Raw genomic sequence first — 16,139 nt, 5'->3', positions numbered from 1 at the left:
AGAGCCATCTGTTCCATCCCGGCAGGAAAACCGACATCGCTTGCCAGCGTTCTCCCGCATTTCCTTGCGGCCCTTGGCGCAATCCCCTCGCGGCAAATTGCCTGCCTGGCAGCGGGACGGGTGTCCGCGCCGGACGGAATTGGGATCGATACCGTCCAGTCGACTCGCCCGGCGCTGCAGGATGTCATGAGACCGCATCATCCAGAGTGCCGCGTCTCGCCGCTTGCGCATTGCCCATGCCTCTCGGAACCAATGGCGCGATATGGCGCATCGTCACTCTTGCCCCTCAATTCCTTTCAGCAGTTCATTATCCAACATGATGTTCGCCAAAGGGTGCTTGAGCTTGGCATTCTTGTCCTCCAGCTCTTGACCTCGCTTCGCCGGAGCAGGCCGGATCAGCAGCCCAAAGAGGCTGGCATGAACAAGGGACCATCAGGCGACTGGTCGGCGGCAAGAACGCCAAGTCAATAAGAAATATTCCGCAGCTCGACGATCACCCACGGCGCAACCGCCTGAGACAGACTTCTGCCAGCGCGGCATGGGCTTCAACCTGGACAATACCTGAAACCAGTGTCCCGCGAATTTCGTTCGGGACCACACATTTTGCAACCGTGCTGAAGTTGGCGCATTCACCCGTCTGGCAGTAATCTTGTGGCTTGCAACAACTCGTTCAGGGTTTCCCGGGTTTCTTGGCTGTCGCTGACCAGCGCCTCCGAGCCTTCAAGTCTGGCGTCAGCAGAAACCGGCAGAGCGTCAGACTGGGAGAGTCTTGCGGCGTCGGAAAATGGCCCATCGGCAGTTTGTGCGACCGTGTCCCAGTCGCCCGCAATCCATGCTGAGTAAGCTGAATCCGCCTTTCTGCCAACTTCATCGAAAGCCATCTGGGCAAAGCTGTAGTCGCCCATTCTCGCCCTGGCCTCGGCGCGCAGTTCCAGAACGTCCAACCCCTGCAATCCGATCAGCGAGATTTCAGCGTCCTCGGGGCGGTCCTGCGCCAGAAGCACGCGGGCGTCCAAGAGTCTTGCCGGGCGATCCTCCTGGTCCTCTCTGAGGTTCTTCAGCACTTTTGCCGCTGCATCCGGCAGACCCAGCAACAGCATCCGCTCTGTCGCCGCCAGGACGGTATCGCGGTCATTGCCCAAAGGGTGCTCAGAATCAGAAGCGAGCGCGATCCGCAAAAAGGTATTGTCCTCGGCGTGTTCAATCAGCGCATTTGCTGCTTCGACGCGGACGGAACGGTCTGTCTCTGGTTGACCGGAGCTGTCGGAATCCAACTCCTTGAAAGCCTGAGTGAACGCGCCGCGGCCAATCAGTGCCCTGATGTGCGCGCGCCATAGGCCAGGCCTGTCATCCGAGCCGCGATATTCAACGGAATAGGCGGAGGCCAGTTCGGAGATATCCGTCGGCGTCGGCTTTCCGCGCACCGTGTTGATGCTCACAAGCGCCTCGACAGCCTGGGCCGAAGGGTATCCTGTTTCCGTCCGCGCAACTTCCGTGAGCCGTTGTGACGCGGACTCAAGCAAGCCCTCTTGCATGTCCATCCTTGCCCGCGCGAGGGCGACTTCAGCGTTTGGCGCGGGCTGCAACCTTGCGATCCGCTTTAACAAATCCTGCGCGGCGGGACGCTCGCCTTGCGCAAGCAACCTGTCGACCAGACGATGGGCAAGATAGGGCTTGAGAGGTTCTGGCAGGTCTTCGAAGGCGCGCAAAACCGCGTTGGTGTTGATGGTCGGTCCGGGTTGCGTCCCGGTGAGGTTCAGAACGGACCACAGGGCAGCAGGACCGTCGCAGTGAGTCTGTCCCTCAAAAACCGGCACAGGCTTTGGCAAGCCGATCAGCAGGTTGCTGAGGCCGTCCAGGGTTTCCGAGCCGCCGGGATCGGATAACCGCAGCAGCGTCTGCGCTTCGTTGCCCAGCCCAAAATGCAGATAGAACTTTGCCAATCGCATGGCCTTTTGCGGATCAATCAAGTCGAATTCCCCGACCAGATCTTGCCTCAGTTCGCCCAGCTGGACGACAAACGGACCCTCCCCGGCCCAGTCAGCCAACGCCAGATCTTCCGCAGCCATGCAATGCACGCCACTCAGCAGAATGCGCCCTGCCTCAAGCGAGAGATTGGGCTCATCCACCGTCGGATGGGAGACGACAGGGTCATGGCCCGGCGGATGCGGCGGGTCATCAGGGACCGCGGCGGGGCCGGGTGGATCTGCCGAGATGTCCAACAGTCCGCGTGTCACCGCCCGGGCCAGTTGTTGAGTCGCGGTACGCTCTATTTCGGCCAAGGCAATCTGCTGCTCAGCGGTTTGGCGGTCGATTTCCGTCGGAGCGGCATTCGGACCGGAACCATGGCGACTGGCTAGTTTATCCAGAGGCAGGGTGCCGAAGGTTTCCACGGCAGGTGCAACTGCACCGACCGGCGCCGGACCGTACTGCAAGTCTGCGAACATCCGAGGCCGCGCCTTCGGCGTGTTCCGGGACAAAGGCGCGAGACTATTGTCAGGTTCGGCGTCAGAGATGTCTACGACCAACATTTTGCTGTCCAGCACAAATGCGTCAACCTTGCAGTCGCAGGCCAGTTTCAGGCCAAGGTTGCTGGTGGCGGAGGGCGTGCCAACTTCGAGCAGCCTGTCGGCATTCAACCGTTGGAACACGTCCTCGGTATCAAAGGAAAAGCTACGGCCCGGAAATTTAATAACACGGTCATATGGCGGCTGGCCGGGCGACAGCGCCCAATCTGTGCCGGGGGGGATGTCAATGACAAGACGCGTAAAGCCGACATGCTCGCCGGAGCGGACCTGAAGAACCTGGGCGGCAGCGGTGCCCCCCCAAAGTACCATGAGGCATGTGACCAGAAGCCGGATCATGCGGCCTCCTGTTTGACAGCCTTAAGCGCCTCTTCGAGATCCACGAAACTGGGACGGCAATGTGCCGGCGTGTTCTGCCGCCCGACCTCGATGCAGATGTTGGTGGAATGGTTGTAAAGATTCGCCACCAGAACTTCGCGGATCAGCTGATAGAAATGACTGTCCTCTTCGACCACCGCCTTCACCTTGCTCGCAAACGGGGCAACCAGCCCATAAGCAAGGAAAACGCCCAGAAACGTGCCGACCAGCGCGCCACCGATGAGTTTTCCCAGCACTTCGGGAGGCTGGTCGATCGAGCCCATGGTCTTGATAACGCCCAGAACTGCCGCGACGATGCCAAGCGCGGGCAGGCCATCCGCGACTGTCTGCAGGGCATGACTTGAATGCAGCGCATGGTTGAGAGTGGCCTCCATCCGCTTTTCCAGCACTTCCTCCACCTGATGCGGGTCGTCGTAGTTCATGGAGACCGACCGCAGCGTGTCGCAGATAAGCTCGACCGCCTCACGGTCGCTCTGAATCTTTGGGTATCTCCCAAAGATCGAAGACTCTTTGGGGTTTTCAACATGTTCTTCGACAGCGACCGGGCTGCTGCGCGCCAACCGCACGAGTTCGAACAGCAGGCAAAGCAGATCGCGGTAATCATCGTGCTTCCACTTTGGACCCTTGAAGACTTTCGCCATATCTCTGCATGTGTGTTTCACGGCGCTCATATCATTGCCGATAAGAAAGGCGCCGACTGCGGCTCCGCAGATGATCATTATCTCGAACGGCAGAGATTTCAGGATGATGGTCATCTTGCCGCCGGCCAGCAGGTAGCCTCCGAAAACCATCCCGAAAATTACAACGATGCCGATAATTCCAAGCATGTCCAAGCTCCGTTGAGAGACACCAGGGTGGTGTCATGCCGCGTTAAGAGTGCGCCCCTGCGATACAGTTTCGATCCGGTTCCCGCCCGACCGCCAGAAGCCGGGTTGTCTACATCACCACAAATTCCGCATGCAGCGCTCCGGCTGCCTTGATGCTCTTGAGGATGTCGATCATGTCGCGGGGTGAAACGCCCAATGCGTTGAGGCCAGCGATGACCTTCGACAGGGTGGTGCCGGCGGGAACTTCGGCCAGGCCGATGCCCTGTTCCTCTATGATGCCGGTTTCGGTCCGCGGAACGATCACCGTTGCGCCTTCGGAAAACGGGTTCGGCTGAACCGCAATCGGCGCCTCCTGGATCCGCAGGGTCAGATTGCCCTGCGAGACCGCCACCCGCGAGATGCGCACGTCCTCTCCCATAACGATGGTGCCCGAGCGTTGGTCCACGACCACCCGCGCCCGCCGCTCGGGTTCTACCGGAAGGTTCTCGATCGCGACCACGGCATGGGCGGGCGATCTTGCCCCCGACCTGGTCAGGTCCACGCTTACCGTACCTGAATCCAGCATCACGGCCGATGCACGGCCGAATTGTCGGTTTATGACCGTTTCGATCCGGGCCGCCGTGGTGAAGTCCGGTTCACGGAGTGCCAGCCGCAGCGATGAAAGTTCGGTGAAATCAAAGTCGACTTCGCGTTCGATCCGGGCTCCCGCCGGAATGACGCCGGATGTCGGAACCCCCTGGACGACAGAGGCAGCCGCGCCGGTCGCCTCGACCCCGCCGGCAATGATCGTGCCTTGGGCCACAGCGAAGATCTGACCATCCGCGGCATTGAGCGGCGTCATGATCAGCGTCCCGCCCAGCAGGCTTTTTGCGTCACCAATGGCGGATACCGTCACATCGATCTGTCCACCCGCACGGGCAAACGGCGGCAGACGCCCGGTGACAAAGACCGCTGCGACATTCTTGGGGCGGAATTGCTCACCCGAGATGTTCACACCCAGCCTCTCGAGAATGTTGGACATGATTTCTTCGGTAAACGGTGAATTGCGCAGTCCGTCGCCGGTGCCGTTCAGGCCGACAACCAGGCCGTAGCCCACCAGATCGTTGGAACGGACACCGTCAAACTCGACCAGGTCCTTGATCCTCACATTTTGCGACATTGCCTGCGAAGCCAGAACAACAAAAGCAAATGTCACAAGCAGGAGACGTCGCAGCAGCCCGCTCATCGCATGAACTCTGCAAACGACATCCGGGCTGCCCGGGCCGTCACCGCATACAATGCCTCCAGCTGTACTTGCGCGTCCTGCAGGCGAACCGCCGTGTCGTACTGATCCACACCAATCAGTTTCAGGCGGGCCAGCTCGGTCGCTGTGCCTTCCGTGGCATTGCGGGTCTCGGTTTCTTCGATACGAGCCTGAAGCGTGCCCACACCAGACCTCAGGTCGGTCAATGGGACCAGTGCGGTCTGCAACTGCAATCCAGCCGACTTCAGCATATCGGACTTCAGATCAGGCGGAAAAGCCAGAGCGGCATCGTGGCTGAGCGCCGCGAAAGACAGTGCCTTGATCATGTTGCGGAAGACCGGGTCATCGGCGCGTACATTCAGTTTCGCACTGTCGCTGGAACTGAGGCGGGTGTCTGCAACATCGGTTGTCGATCCGGTATAGGCGACAGTGTCGAACCCGCCACCCGGCGTCTCAAACCAGGCGTCCAGCCTGGCCTCGACCCCGGCCACTGTGATTTCGCCGGCCAGTTCGGCGCGCAATGCGTCCAGAATTGTCGTCGCATCCGCGACCGCGGCCCGGTCGGTCGCCACGCCGCCGAAAACCGAGCGGCCTGCCGCGGTCGAATTCAGGTTTGACAGGGTCGCGACAAGTGTGGCTCGGGCATCTTCTGCCAGGGAATTGCGAAGATGCTCTGAAACCACCATTTCCGATTGCAGCATCCGGGGCGACAATTCCTCGATCCGTCCCTGCACCTGCCCCAAGGCCGATTGCATCACTTCCGCGAGGTAGGTCGCTTCGGCAGTGGCGATCCGAAAGCTGTCCAGTGACTTCAGAGAACGGTCCAGCGTTGCGAGAACTGTCAGATCACCTCCAAGATGCGCGGCCTTGTCCCGCGCCACACCGGTGGAAATCTCGACTCCCAGTTGACCGATCTGATCCCGCAGCCTGGTCTGATTGAGACGCATTACGAGCGACTGCGCCATGTCACCAATGGATTGCATCGGGCTCTCCTTAAATCGCCAGAACTGTCTGGATCATGTCGTCCACGGTCGTCATGACCTTTGCGTTGGCCTGAAAACTCTGCTCAAGCAGGATCAGGAACTGCAGTTCCTGATCTGAATCGACGCCTTCGGCGAGAACCAGCTCGCTGAGAGCAACGTTCTGCGCCTGTGCAAAGGACAGCTGCGCATCCTGCCGGACGCGAAACGCGCCAATGGCTGAAGACCAGTCCGACGCACGTTCCGCCACACTCTGAGACGTGGGTGCAAGGCTTGCGGACGACGGCAGGACCGCATCCGTCAGCGTGGCATAAAGTGCGTTGAGCAGTCCGGCCTGGCCGACCTCCCCTGGTCCGGCTGCCCCCAGACCGTCGCGCAGACGCCAGGTTTCGCCGCCGTCGCGGGCGGCAAGCGGGTTGAGCGTGATCCGGCCGGAAATGCCGATTTCCTCGGTCGCAAGAAAGGCCGATCCGGCGTCCATGAAGAGCCCCGGGTCGGACACGGCAATACTGCTGTCCGGCCCGCCGGGCCCCAACCGCTCAATGACGTCGCGGGCGACACCGTCCAACTGGGCCTGAAGCAGGACCGTCTCCTGGTCACGGACCTGAAACCGAGCGCCGAGCGAGCCGCCTGACATGGGGCCATTGACGGACATGTTCACTGACTTGCCGTTGATCGAGAGCCCAGACAGCAACCCGTTTTCCTGCGTCATGTGCGGCAGGATGATGGGCGTCGGCGCAAAGGCCAGCGTGGCGGCGCGTCCGTCCAGCAACGCAACGCCCCCCGTGGAAAAAAGCGCCACTCCGCCGTTGTCGCGCGCGACACTGCGGAGCGGTATCGCCTCGGCGATTGTATCGATGGCCTTCTGCCGTTGGTCCATGAGGGACGAGGCATCCCGGCCCAGCCGCGCAGCGCTCATGATCCGGTTGTTGAGTTTTTCGACCTGCGCCAATGTTTCATTCAGCTTGTCCACCTGAAAATGGATCGCCCTGTCCGCATCTTGCCGTGCATTCTGCAGACCCGCGGACAGACCGTTGAAGGTTGCGGCCAGATCCTCCGCCGCCGCGGACACCGAATTCAGGCGTTGCGCAGAGGCCGGATTGCTGGCGGCGGTGATCAGCGCGTTTTCAAAGGCCGCCATGCGCCCGCTCAGCGAGCCGGAATCCGTGGGTTCGCCGACCAACAGTTCCATTCGGACCGCGAAGTCCTGCAGCGTTTTGCTCATCGCGGTTTCTGCATCGGACAGACGACGATCACCCAGAACAACCGGGTTGACGTGTCGGCGGACCCCGTCGACCCTGACACCGCCAGAGCTCAGGGTGCTGGTGGAAATCGCAAGTTCCCGGCGACCATATCCGTCAGTCTGAGCATTCGAAATGTTCGACGACACGACGCTGGCAGCGCGTGCATTTGCGGTGAGGCCGCTGAGGGCATTGGACAGGGCTCCGGAAAGGGACATGGCGGTTTCCTTTATTTCGTCAAGGCCGGTTCAGGCGAAGTCAGGCCGCGTCAGCGTTTGATGTTGGTTGTTTCCTGCAACATCTCGTCCACGGTCTGGATGACTTTGGCGTTCGAGGAATAGGCGCGCTGCGTCTGGATAAGGTCCGTCAGTTCGCCAGCCACGTCCGTGGTCGATTCCTCACGCGCAAACGAGACGATGTCACCGGAGGGTCCATCCGTGGCATCCCAAAGGAAAAAGCTGCCACTGTCGGGAGACGGCAGGAAGACCTGGCTGTCCAGAGCATAAAGCCCGTTTGGATTCGGCAGGTCGACCAGGGGCACCTGAAAGATGGTCCGGGTGAAGCCGGTGTCGAAATAGGCTTTGACCATGCCTTGTTCGTCGATCTCGACAGAGGTCATATTGCCGACGGGTGAGCCATCTTTGGTGATGTTGAGCGGCGCAAAACTGTCCGACAACTGAGTCAGGCCGTCACTGGCGCCGGGTGTCCCGATCACGATCTCGATCGGACCGCTGGCGACATCGACGATGATGGTGCCTGTTGCCGGGTCATATGCCCCACCCGTGGTGGTGGTTACCGATGACAATGTGCCTCCGGCCGAACGCGAATTGTCGAACGTCATTTCGTATTCGCCGATCACCACTCCAGGCTGCGCCGTGTCAGTGAGCACCATGGTCCACGTGTTGGACGAACCGGCAGCGGGAATGGTGGGCGTGAAGGTCGCGTTGATGTTTTCGGACACACCCAGGTTGTCGTAGTATTCGACCGACAGGTCCAACGAGTCACCGGACGCGTCGAAATATGTTTCTGTCGCAGGCAGATTGACGCCCATGGCCATCTCGGTCGTCGGCTCACCGGACAGCTGGTTGGCAAAGATTCTGACCGGGCTCAATCCGTCGCTCGTATCCCGCGGAAACACCGGGATCACGCCGTCGGCCGTGGCGGGCCAACCCATCAGAACCATGCCGGAGTCCGAAACCAGATAGCCGTCGGAATCGGTCCGGAACGAACCGGTCGTGGTCAGCATCATGGTCGGCTCACCATTGCCATTGGAGACTTCGGCGACGTTGGCAACCGGCAGAAAGCCGCGGCCGCGGACCGCGAGATCGGTTGCATTGCTGGTCGCGACCAGTGAGCCGCCCTGATCGATCATCCGGCGCGATTGGGTGCGCACGCCGCCCGCGGCGTAATTCCCGCCGGTAGACGCCGTCACCATCGATTCAAAATCCGTTTCGACGCGCTTGTACCCGTAGGTTGCCGAATTCGCGATATTGTCCGAAATCGTTGCGAGTCGGCTGGCATTCGAAGCCAGACCCGCCACACCGGCATTCAGGGAAGAAGAGATCGTCATGGACACGCCTTTCTGCTGTATCTGCAACTGTCATCGACACAAATACGCGCGGCAGCTTAACGTGCCGCTAACAGATAAAATCCAATCCATTGCAGCCGGTGGCAGCGGTCAGAGGCGGCGCAGATAGATCACTTCGATCCGGCTGTTTCGAAAATCCATCCTGTCGCGTGTGACCGGTTCGCGGTCGGCATGGGCGGTGACGCGACTGAACCGCGCCGAAGGCATCCCCTGTTCGCGCAGAAGATCGCGCATCAGACCCGCCCGCTCGGCAGACACCTCCCAGGCCCTGTCGCGCAGCAGAACGATCGGCGCCGCGCGCACATGCGCCTCGATGGCAAGTGGATTGGACACCAGGCCCGATACCCGCAGAACCACGCCCGAGAACTGTCGCAACAGCTCGGTCGGCTGGCCCGCATCGTCAAACAGCCGCGCATCCGCGGCCTCGAATATTTCGACAACCAGCCCTTCGTCGGTCACGCGGGTTTCGATGTGCTGCAACAGCGGATCGGCAACCATGCTTTCGCCGCCGCGGCCCATGAGCAACTGCTCGACTTCCCTGAATACCTCGTCTTCTGCCGACTCGCCGTCAGCCTGCGCGCCCCGCATGCCCGATCCGCGCGCCCTGTCGGATTCCGTCGGTCGCAGGCTGGTCGCTCCGGTGCCCATTTTTGGCAAGGTGTTCTCGGAAAAGACCGAGGCTCCACCCAGACTGCCGTCGCCGCCTCCCGAGACGCGACTGATCGCGATCGTCGGCGAAAAGTAATCCGCGATACCTTTTTTCTGTTTTTCCGTTGTCGCGTTCAGCAGCCACATCAACATGAAAAAGGCCATCATTGCAGTCACGAAGTCTGCATACGCAACCTTCCAGGCACCGCCATGGTGCCCGCCGCCTGCGATGATCTTTTTCTTCTTGATGATGACTGGCGCGACATTGCTGTCGGCACCCATCTCCACCACCTTCCATACTCACCCGGAAACAGGGGTAGCAGTCGGGATGTTACCGTCGGCTTAACAATTAAAACTGTCCGGTGAATCTCCGCCGACCGGGACGTTGTCTATATCCCACAGAGGCCGGACAATTTGTGTGGCGGATAGACAGCCTGATGCAAGTGAACTAGCAAAGGCGGAACGGCTGATGATCTGGATGGACGCGAAAATGACCCTGACCGGACCGAGGATGACAGGCGGCGTCAAGGGCCGTGGCGCCCTGACGCGCAAGGCCGCTTTGCTGCTGGGTGCGGCGATGATCACCGTGCCGCTGTCGTCAGGCGCGCAGCCGATCCCGGGGTACAACCTTTACGGCTCGCCGGGTCTGGTGGACATGCCCACCGCCGATGCCGCCCCGGACGCGACGCTTGGCGCGACCGTTTCGAAATTTGGCGACAATACCCGCACGACCCTGTCATTCCAGATCACGCCGCGGCTGTCGGGCAGCTTCCGATATTCCGCGATCGACAATTTCGACACGGTGGCCAGCGTCAACGACGTCTATTACGACCGCAGCTTTGACCTGCGCTATCAGCTACTGACGGAAGGCGCCTATCGCCCGGCCGTCACCATCGGTTTGCAGGACTTCATCGGCACAGGACTTTACGGTGCCGAATACATCGTCGCTTCAAAGGACATCGTACCCGGTCTGCGGGTGACCGGTGGCCTGGGCTGGGGTCGGCTTGCCAGTCGCAATGCCTTTGCCACCATGGGAACGCGCCCCACCCAATTTCTGGGTCAGGGCGGCGTTCCGACATATGACCAGTGGTTCCGTGGCGACGTGGCGGGCTTTGGCGGCATCAGCTATGCCCCCAACGATCGGCTGACTTTCAAGCTGGAGTATTCGTCGGACAACTACGACGAAGAGCGCGTGACCGGGCAGTTCGACGGGACCTCGGCGTGGAACTATGGCATCGACTACCGGTTCCGCAACGGGGCGCAGCTGTCGCTGTACCACGCCTATGGAAACGAAGTCGGCGCCCAGCTGACGCTGTTCGCCAACCCGAAAATCGCGCCGGTGCCCGGCGGTGTCGAGACGGCGCCCCTGCCCGTGGCGGTACGCAACCCGGCCGACATCAACGATCTGGGCTGGACCGCAAACACGGCCACAACCACCGAAGCCAGAACGTCGCTGACCCAGACGATGGCGACGGACGGTCTTGTGATGGAAGGGCTCAAGCTTGAGCCGCGCCGCGCGACCCTGCGCCTGCGCAATCCGCGCTATGGTGCAGCCTCTCAGGCGATTGGCCGCACCGCGCGGGCGATGACCCGGACCCTGCCCGACTCGATCGAGGAATTTGTGATTGTCCCGGTTCAGGACGGGATGCCGATGTCGGCGGTGATCCTGAAGCGGTCCGATCTGGAATCGCTCGAGAATGACGCCGCCGTCGACATGCTGGCCCGCAGCCAGATCGTGGACGGTTTTGGCCGTGCTCCGGCTGTCGAACCGGGGCTGTATCCCCGCTTTACCTGGTCTCTTGCGCCCTTTGTCGCGGTCAGCGCCTTTGATCCCGACAACCCTGTGCGTCTGGACGGCGGGCTGAGGTTGCGCGGAAACTATCTGGTGACGCCCAACTTCGTGCTGGCCGGCGCGGTGACGAAAAAAATTGCCGGGAACCTGGATGCCGTGACCCGGACGATCACATCGAACCTGCCGCGGGTGCGCACCGATTATGCCGAATACAGCAAGCAGGGCGATCCGGCGATCGAGTATCTGACCAGCACCTTCTACGGGCGTCCGGGCGAAAACCTCTACAGCCGCCTGACGCTGGGCTATCTTGAAAAGATGTATGCCGGCGCTTCCGGTGAATTGCTGTGGAAACCGGTGAACAGCCGCCTTGCGCTGGGGGTCGAACTGAACCTCGTGCAACAACGGGCCTTTGACCAGATGCTCGACCTGCGCGACTACCGCGTCGCGATGGGCCATGCCTCGGCCTATTACGATTTCGGCAACGGCTTTCACGGTCAGCTGGACATGGGGCGTTACCTGGCCGGCGACTACGGCGCGACACTCAGCCTCGACCGCGAGTTTGCAAACGGCTGGCGGGTCGGTGCCTATGCGACATTTACCGACGCCTCCTTCGAGGATTTCGGCGAAGGCTCGTTCGACAAGGGCCTGCGGTTCACCATTCCTCTCAGCTGGGCTCTTGGAACGCCGACGCGTCAAAGCAACAATCTGAATATCAAGTCTCTGACCCGCGATGGCGGTGCCCAGCTTGAAGTGCGGGACCGGCTGTATGACCAGGTGCGGACGAACCACACGCCGGAACTGGCGAAAACCTGGGGAAGGTTCTGGAGATGACGATGCACGGTTTTGCACGGATTCTGACTGTTGTGTCGCTGTCACTGGGCCTGGCCGCCTGCGGCAACGACAGGAATGCCACCAGCCCGGTTGATATGGTGCAGCAGGTCTTTCGGTCCCTGACCAGCGGCGGCACCGCCGGTAGCGGAGCGCAAATTCCCGCGTCCCAGATCGAAACCGCCTATGCGGCGACGCCGGCGCCGATCGCGCTGGTCACCATCGAATCGCGTCAGGGGCAGGCGCTTGTGCTCGAGATCGAGCGCAACGGTGCCTACCAGACCTTTGCCACCTCTGGCCGGCAGGTGGTTGTCCTGCGCAATGGCATGATCACCGGGACACGCGGTCTAGGCGGCGATCTGATGTCCTCTGACGCCGACGGGCTTGTCGCCTTGATCCGCGCCAGGCAGGCCGGCAAGACACCCTATGCGATGCGTTTCCTCACCGGCGAAGATGTCACCGAAACGCTGAGCTATTCCTGCGATGTGTTCCCGGACGGCACGCAATCGCTGACACAGGGGCGAATCCGCACCACGGCCACCAAGATGATCGCCAACTGCACCGGCGCGGGCAAACCCTTTACAGACACTTTTCTGGTGGACAGTACCGGCTATGCCCTGAGCAGCCGCCAGTGGGTCGGCGATTACAACAACTACCTGCGGGTGGAAACGCTGCGGAAATGAGGCCGGCGCCCTAACGCGGGCGTTTGTGCATTGTCACCCGGCTCAGGATGGTGGCCCACATCAGTTTGAAATCCTTGCACACCGTGCTCTGGCGCGCATAAATCCGGTCGAGCCGAGCCTTGCGCGGGATGCAGCGGCGGCAGTACACCTCTTCGGTTTCCTGGGCCGTCCTGCATTCGGCCAGCAAGAGTTCCTCGTGTTTGTGAAACGCCATCGTCGCCAGCCCGGTGATCCCGGGACGGGACTTCAGAACTTCGGCATAGATCTCGGGATATTTCATCACATAGCGACGCAGGGGCGGTCTCGGGCCGACAAAACTGATGTCGCCGCGCAGGATGTTCCAGAGCTGCGGTAATTCGTCCAGCCGGTAGCGGCGCAGAAAGCGCCCGGTTGCCGTCACGCGCTCGGCCTTGTGCCCGCCTGACACGCCGGAATCCTTTGAGACCACGGTCATCGTGCGGAATTTCCACAACAGAAAGGATCTGTCGGGTGTGGTCATCCGCTTGGATTTATACAGGATCGGGCGACCGTCCTTGATCAGGATCGCCAGCGCCACGCCGATCAAAAGGGGCGACAACACGATGCTCAGGCCAATGGCGCTCAGCATGTCGAAAAGCTTTTTCTGCGGGGTCATTCAGCCTCTTTCCAGCGCAACCAATCCGAAACCAGATACTCTGGGCGGGCATTTTCCATGCGCAGCGGACAAAGCGCATTCAGACGCGCAGTGTCAAGGATGACGCGACGGGTGGCGGCTGCCGGCGCATCCCGCCACACCACCTGCCGACCGGCGGCGCGGACGATCGACTCCATCGACGTCGAAACCGGCGCAGCCACGTTCAGCACCTCGGGCAGATCCTGGCGCGGCAGGGTCGCAAGCTTTGCCAGAACCTGCGCAAGATCCGTGGCCGCGATATAGCTGCGCTCCGGGCCGGCGCCATCGGAAAACCGGTCAAGGTGCACCACCTGTGACCGCGACATCGCCGCAAAGAGACTTTCGGCGCCGGCAACATTGCCGATCCGCAAACTGACGGGCACGGGCCCTCGGTCACGCCGCGAAGCGAGCAGGGCGCGCTCCATCTCCAGCTTGGCCTGACCGTAGTCGGACAACGGAACAAGCGGTACGCATTCGGTCAATGGTTCTGACACCGCGGCATAGATCGCGGCGCTGGAACAATGAAACACCCGATCCGCCCCGACAGCATGCCCGACCTCCATCGCCGCCAGGGCCAGCGCGGTGTTGGCTGCCAAATCCGCCCCCTGCCCCGGGATCACGCCCCACAGCGCGACAACGGCGTCAGCCTGCGGTAAATTCGTCAAGTCCATGCCCGGTGCCCAGACCAGCTCATCTGTAATTCCCGATGCGCGGCGCACAACGGGCACAAAATGCACATCACCGCCGCCACCTGCGGACCAGACGGCCCGCACAAGTCGGCCAAGCTTGCCGTTCGACCCCAGAATGATGATCCGGGGGCCTTGCTGTCTTTGCGCCACTTTTTGCCGCCCTTCGCCGCAATCTTGCATAAACCGTCTGTCTATCAGCGCCGTCTACCGCTAGAAAGACCCCGAAGTCAGACATAATCGTTGGGGGACGATACGTGCGGAACTCTTTGCGCCTGGTTGCCATGTTTTCGGCAGTGTTGCTCGTCGCGGCGTGCAGTCTGCCGCGCGGCGCGGCACTGCAATCCGAAGTGCTGCAGGAGGCACGTGAAGAAAACCCGACTTTCCAGGTTGTTCCCGTGACCCGGGCCAACATGCCCGGCATCGCCTCCTGGCCGGCGACGGGACAAGAGACGCACTTCAACTGGCTGGCCACCAGCGAGGGTCCGAATTCCTCGGTCATTCAGGCCGGCGATCTGGTGGATGTGATCATCTGGGACAGTCAGGAAAATTCGCTGATCACCAACCCGGCGGAAAAGGCCACGACGCTCAAGGGCATCGAGGTTGGATCCGATGGCGCGATCTTCCTGCCCTATGTCAATCAGGTCTATGTCCGCGGACTGACACCTGCGTCGGCGCGCGCGCGCATTCAGGCGCAGATGGAGCCGATTGTCCCCTCGGCGCAGGTTCAGGTCAGCCTGCAACCGGGGCTGGGCAACTCCGTGGATCTGGTTGGCGGAGTGCAACGTCCGAACAATTACCCGCTGGTGTCGCGCAACTACAAGATCCTCAGCCTTCTGGCGACCGGCGGCGGCATCACCCAGACCATGCGCAACCCTGTGGTCAAATTGCTGCGCGGCGGGGCCACCTACCGCATCACCGCCAAGGATCTCTATGCCACCGGAAGCCGCAACACGACGCTGCGCGCCCGCGACACCGTTGTGGTCGAAGAGGACGAGCGCAGCTTTACGGCGCTGGGTGCCTCGGGCAACGAAGACCTGATCTATTTCCCCAAGGATGAGCTCACGGCGCTGGAAGCGATGTCGCTGATGGGCGGCATTCAGGATTCCCGGGCCGACCCCAAGGGTGTGATGGTCCTGCGGGAATATTCGCCCCGCCAAGTGCGGTATGACAACACCGGACCCGGTCGGCAGCATGTCATCTTCACCTTTGATCTGACTTCGGCGGACGGCTTGTTTGCGGCACGCAAATTCCGCATCAACCCGCAGGACACGGTTCTGGCCACCGAGTCCCCGCTGACCAAGGCGCAAACGGTCTTCAGTCTCATCGGCAGTGTCTTTGGCCTCACCCGTCAGGCACAGGGTCTTGCCCTGAACTGAGCGTCAAGAGCCTCTGATCCAGGGCGCTGTCCGGCGCCCCGGCAGCGTGAGGGCATCATGCACCGGGCCCGGGCCGCCATGCAGATGAAACCATCTGTCAGCGTCACCCCCTTTCAGTCATTCACCGCGGGAGACAATTACGTGAGCATCGAAATTCCCGCCTGGGTGAACGGAGAACTCACCCCGGTGGACAAACTCGAGGCGCATGTCAAAGGCCTGCGCCACAAGGCTGTTTCGGTCTTTGTCACGCGCGGAAACGAGGTGTTGATCCAGCGCCGGGCGATGGGCAAATATCACACACCCGGTCTCTGGGCCAACAGTTGCTGCACCCACCCCGGCTGGCAGGAGTCAGGTCTTGACTGCGCTGTGCGCCGTCTCGCCGAAGAACTGGGCATAACCGGCCTGTCGCCTGAATACCGTGACCGGGTGGAATACCGCGCGGATGTCGGCGGAGGGCTGATTGAACATGAAGTCGTCGACATCTTCGTGGCAGAAGCCCCTGTGGATTTGACGCCCGAGCCCGACCCGGGCGAGGTGATGGACATCCGCTGGATCCCCTACGGGGCACTTCTCGCCGCTGTAGCGGCTGAACCGGACGAATTTACGCCCTGGCTGCGGATCTATCTTGGCAGCTACGCAGACCGGATCTTTTCCGCAGCGATGCGGGCGCCGGTCTGACGATCACGGCA

The 16,139-nt window shown here is 61.4% G+C and carries 13 protein-coding genes; 4 read left to right on the top strand and 9 right to left on the bottom strand.

What is annotated here, in order from left to right; all coding sequences use genetic code 11:
* Nucleotides 1-629: 629 nt before the first annotated feature.
* The 7 genes from FOY53_RS00460 to FOY53_RS00430 form a co-directional block, all read right to left on the bottom strand.
* Nucleotides 630-2,864 (bottom strand): hypothetical protein, encoded by a 2,235-nt coding sequence (locus FOY53_RS00460; protein WP_146584563.1) that lies wholly within the window; start codon nt 2,862-2,864, stop codon nt 630-632.
* On the bottom strand, nt 2,861-3,730 hold the full coding sequence (gene motA, locus FOY53_RS00455; RefSeq protein ID WP_146584561.1) for a flagellar motor stator protein MotA: 870 nt from the start codon (nt 3,728-3,730) through the stop codon (nt 2,861-2,863). The genes FOY53_RS00460 and motA overlap by 4 nt, the downstream gene beginning before the upstream one ends.
* Nucleotides 3,731-3,839: 109 nt before the next feature.
* Nucleotides 3,840-4,889 (bottom strand): flagellar basal body P-ring protein FlgI, encoded by a 1,050-nt coding sequence (locus FOY53_RS00450; protein WP_246107252.1) that lies wholly within the window; start codon nt 4,887-4,889, stop codon nt 3,840-3,842.
* 62 nt (nt 4,890-4,951) lie between these two features.
* On the bottom strand, nt 4,952-5,956 hold the full coding sequence (locus tag FOY53_RS00445; RefSeq protein ID WP_146584556.1) for a flagellin: 1,005 nt from the start codon (nt 5,954-5,956) through the stop codon (nt 4,952-4,954).
* Between the two features lie 10 nt (nt 5,957-5,966).
* On the bottom strand, nt 5,967-7,412 hold the full coding sequence (gene flgK / locus FOY53_RS00440) for a flagellar hook-associated protein FlgK (RefSeq protein ID WP_146584554.1): 1,446 nt from the start codon (nt 7,410-7,412) through the stop codon (nt 5,967-5,969).
* 50 nt (nt 7,413-7,462) lie between these two features.
* On the bottom strand, nt 7,463-8,764 hold the full coding sequence (locus FOY53_RS00435) for a flagellar hook protein FlgE (RefSeq protein WP_146584552.1): 1,302 nt from the start codon (nt 8,762-8,764) through the stop codon (nt 7,463-7,465).
* 108 nt (nt 8,765-8,872) lie between these two features.
* A complete protein-coding gene (locus tag FOY53_RS00430) occupies nt 8,873-9,712 on the bottom strand; it encodes a flagellar motor protein MotB (RefSeq protein ID WP_146584550.1) in 840 nt (279 codons plus the stop codon).
* Between the two features lie 295 nt (nt 9,713-10,007).
* On the opposite strand from FOY53_RS00430, the gene FOY53_RS00425 reads away from it, so the two are divergent.
* Both FOY53_RS00425 and FOY53_RS00420 read left to right on the top strand, forming a co-directional pair.
* The gene (locus FOY53_RS00425) at nt 10,008-12,053 is read left to right on the top strand and encodes a YjbH domain-containing protein (protein WP_146585392.1); all 2,046 of its coding nucleotides are present in this window, start codon (nt 10,008-10,010) and stop codon (nt 12,051-12,053) included.
* Between the two features lie 2 nt (nt 12,054-12,055).
* A complete protein-coding gene (locus FOY53_RS00420; RefSeq protein ID WP_186766467.1) occupies nt 12,056-12,733 on the top strand; it encodes a YjbF family lipoprotein in 678 nt (225 codons plus the stop codon).
* Between the two features lie 10 nt (nt 12,734-12,743).
* On the opposite strand, the gene FOY53_RS00415 is transcribed toward FOY53_RS00420, so the two are convergent.
* The gene (locus tag FOY53_RS00415; RefSeq protein WP_146584547.1) at nt 12,744-13,367 is read right to left on the bottom strand and encodes a sugar transferase; all 624 of its coding nucleotides are present in this window, start codon (nt 13,365-13,367) and stop codon (nt 12,744-12,746) included.
* Nucleotides 13,364-14,224: an NAD-dependent epimerase/dehydratase family protein gene (locus tag FOY53_RS00410; RefSeq protein ID WP_186766466.1), complete on the bottom strand. Its 861-nt coding sequence runs from the start codon at nt 14,222-14,224 to the stop codon at nt 13,364-13,366. The genes FOY53_RS00415 and FOY53_RS00410 overlap by 4 nt, the downstream gene beginning before the upstream one ends.
* Nucleotides 14,225-14,355: 131 nt before the next feature.
* Between FOY53_RS00410 and FOY53_RS00405 the strand changes: the two genes are divergently transcribed.
* Complete coding sequence (locus FOY53_RS00405; RefSeq protein ID WP_146584543.1) at nt 14,356-15,450, top strand: polysaccharide biosynthesis/export family protein; 1,095 nt, start codon at nt 14,356-14,358, stop codon at nt 15,448-15,450.
* A 141-nt stretch (nt 15,451-15,591) separates the two neighbouring features.
* On the top strand, nt 15,592-16,128 hold the full coding sequence (locus tag FOY53_RS00400; protein WP_146584541.1) for an isopentenyl-diphosphate Delta-isomerase: 537 nt from the start codon (nt 15,592-15,594) through the stop codon (nt 16,126-16,128).
* Nucleotides 16,129-16,139: the final 11 nt, after the last annotated feature.

Origin of the sequence: Puniceibacterium confluentis, assembly GCF_007923445.1 — a bacterium.
Taxonomy (GTDB): domain Bacteria; phylum Pseudomonadota; class Alphaproteobacteria; order Rhodobacterales; family Rhodobacteraceae; genus Puniceibacterium; species Puniceibacterium confluentis.
This window is presented reverse-complemented; position numbering and strand designations above follow the sequence as displayed.

Bases quoted from the DNA above. Each gene is read 5' to 3' on its own strand.
- FOY53_RS00460 (WP_146584563.1), bottom strand. From the start codon at position 2,864: ATGATCCGGCTTCTGGTCACATGCCTCATGGTACTTTGGGGGGGCACC.
- motA (WP_146584561.1), bottom strand. From the start codon at position 3,730: ATGCTTGGAATTATCGGCATCGTTGTAATTTTCGGGATGGTTTTCGGA.
- FOY53_RS00450 (WP_246107252.1), bottom strand. From the start codon at position 4,889: ATGTCGCAAAATGTGAGGATCAAGGACCTGGTCGAGTTTGACGGTGTC.
- FOY53_RS00445 (WP_146584556.1), bottom strand. From the start codon at position 5,956: ATGCAATCCATTGGTGACATGGCGCAGTCGCTCGTAATGCGTCTCAAT.
- flgK (WP_146584554.1), bottom strand. From the start codon at position 7,412: ATGTCCCTTTCCGGAGCCCTGTCCAATGCCCTCAGCGGCCTCACCGCA.
- FOY53_RS00435 (WP_146584552.1), bottom strand. From the start codon at position 8,764: ATGACGATCTCTTCTTCCCTGAATGCCGGTGTGGCGGGTCTGGCTTCG.
- FOY53_RS00430 (WP_146584550.1), bottom strand. From the start codon at position 9,712: ATGGGTGCCGACAGCAATGTCGCGCCAGTCATCATCAAGAAGAAAAAG.
- FOY53_RS00425 (WP_146585392.1), top strand. From the start codon at position 10,008: ATGATCACCGTGCCGCTGTCGTCAGGCGCGCAGCCGATCCCGGGGTAC.
- FOY53_RS00420 (WP_186766467.1), top strand. From the start codon at position 12,056: ATGCACGGTTTTGCACGGATTCTGACTGTTGTGTCGCTGTCACTGGGC.
- FOY53_RS00415 (WP_146584547.1), bottom strand. From the start codon at position 13,367: ATGACCCCGCAGAAAAAGCTTTTCGACATGCTGAGCGCCATTGGCCTG.
- FOY53_RS00405 (WP_146584543.1), top strand. From the start codon at position 14,356: ATGTTTTCGGCAGTGTTGCTCGTCGCGGCGTGCAGTCTGCCGCGCGGC.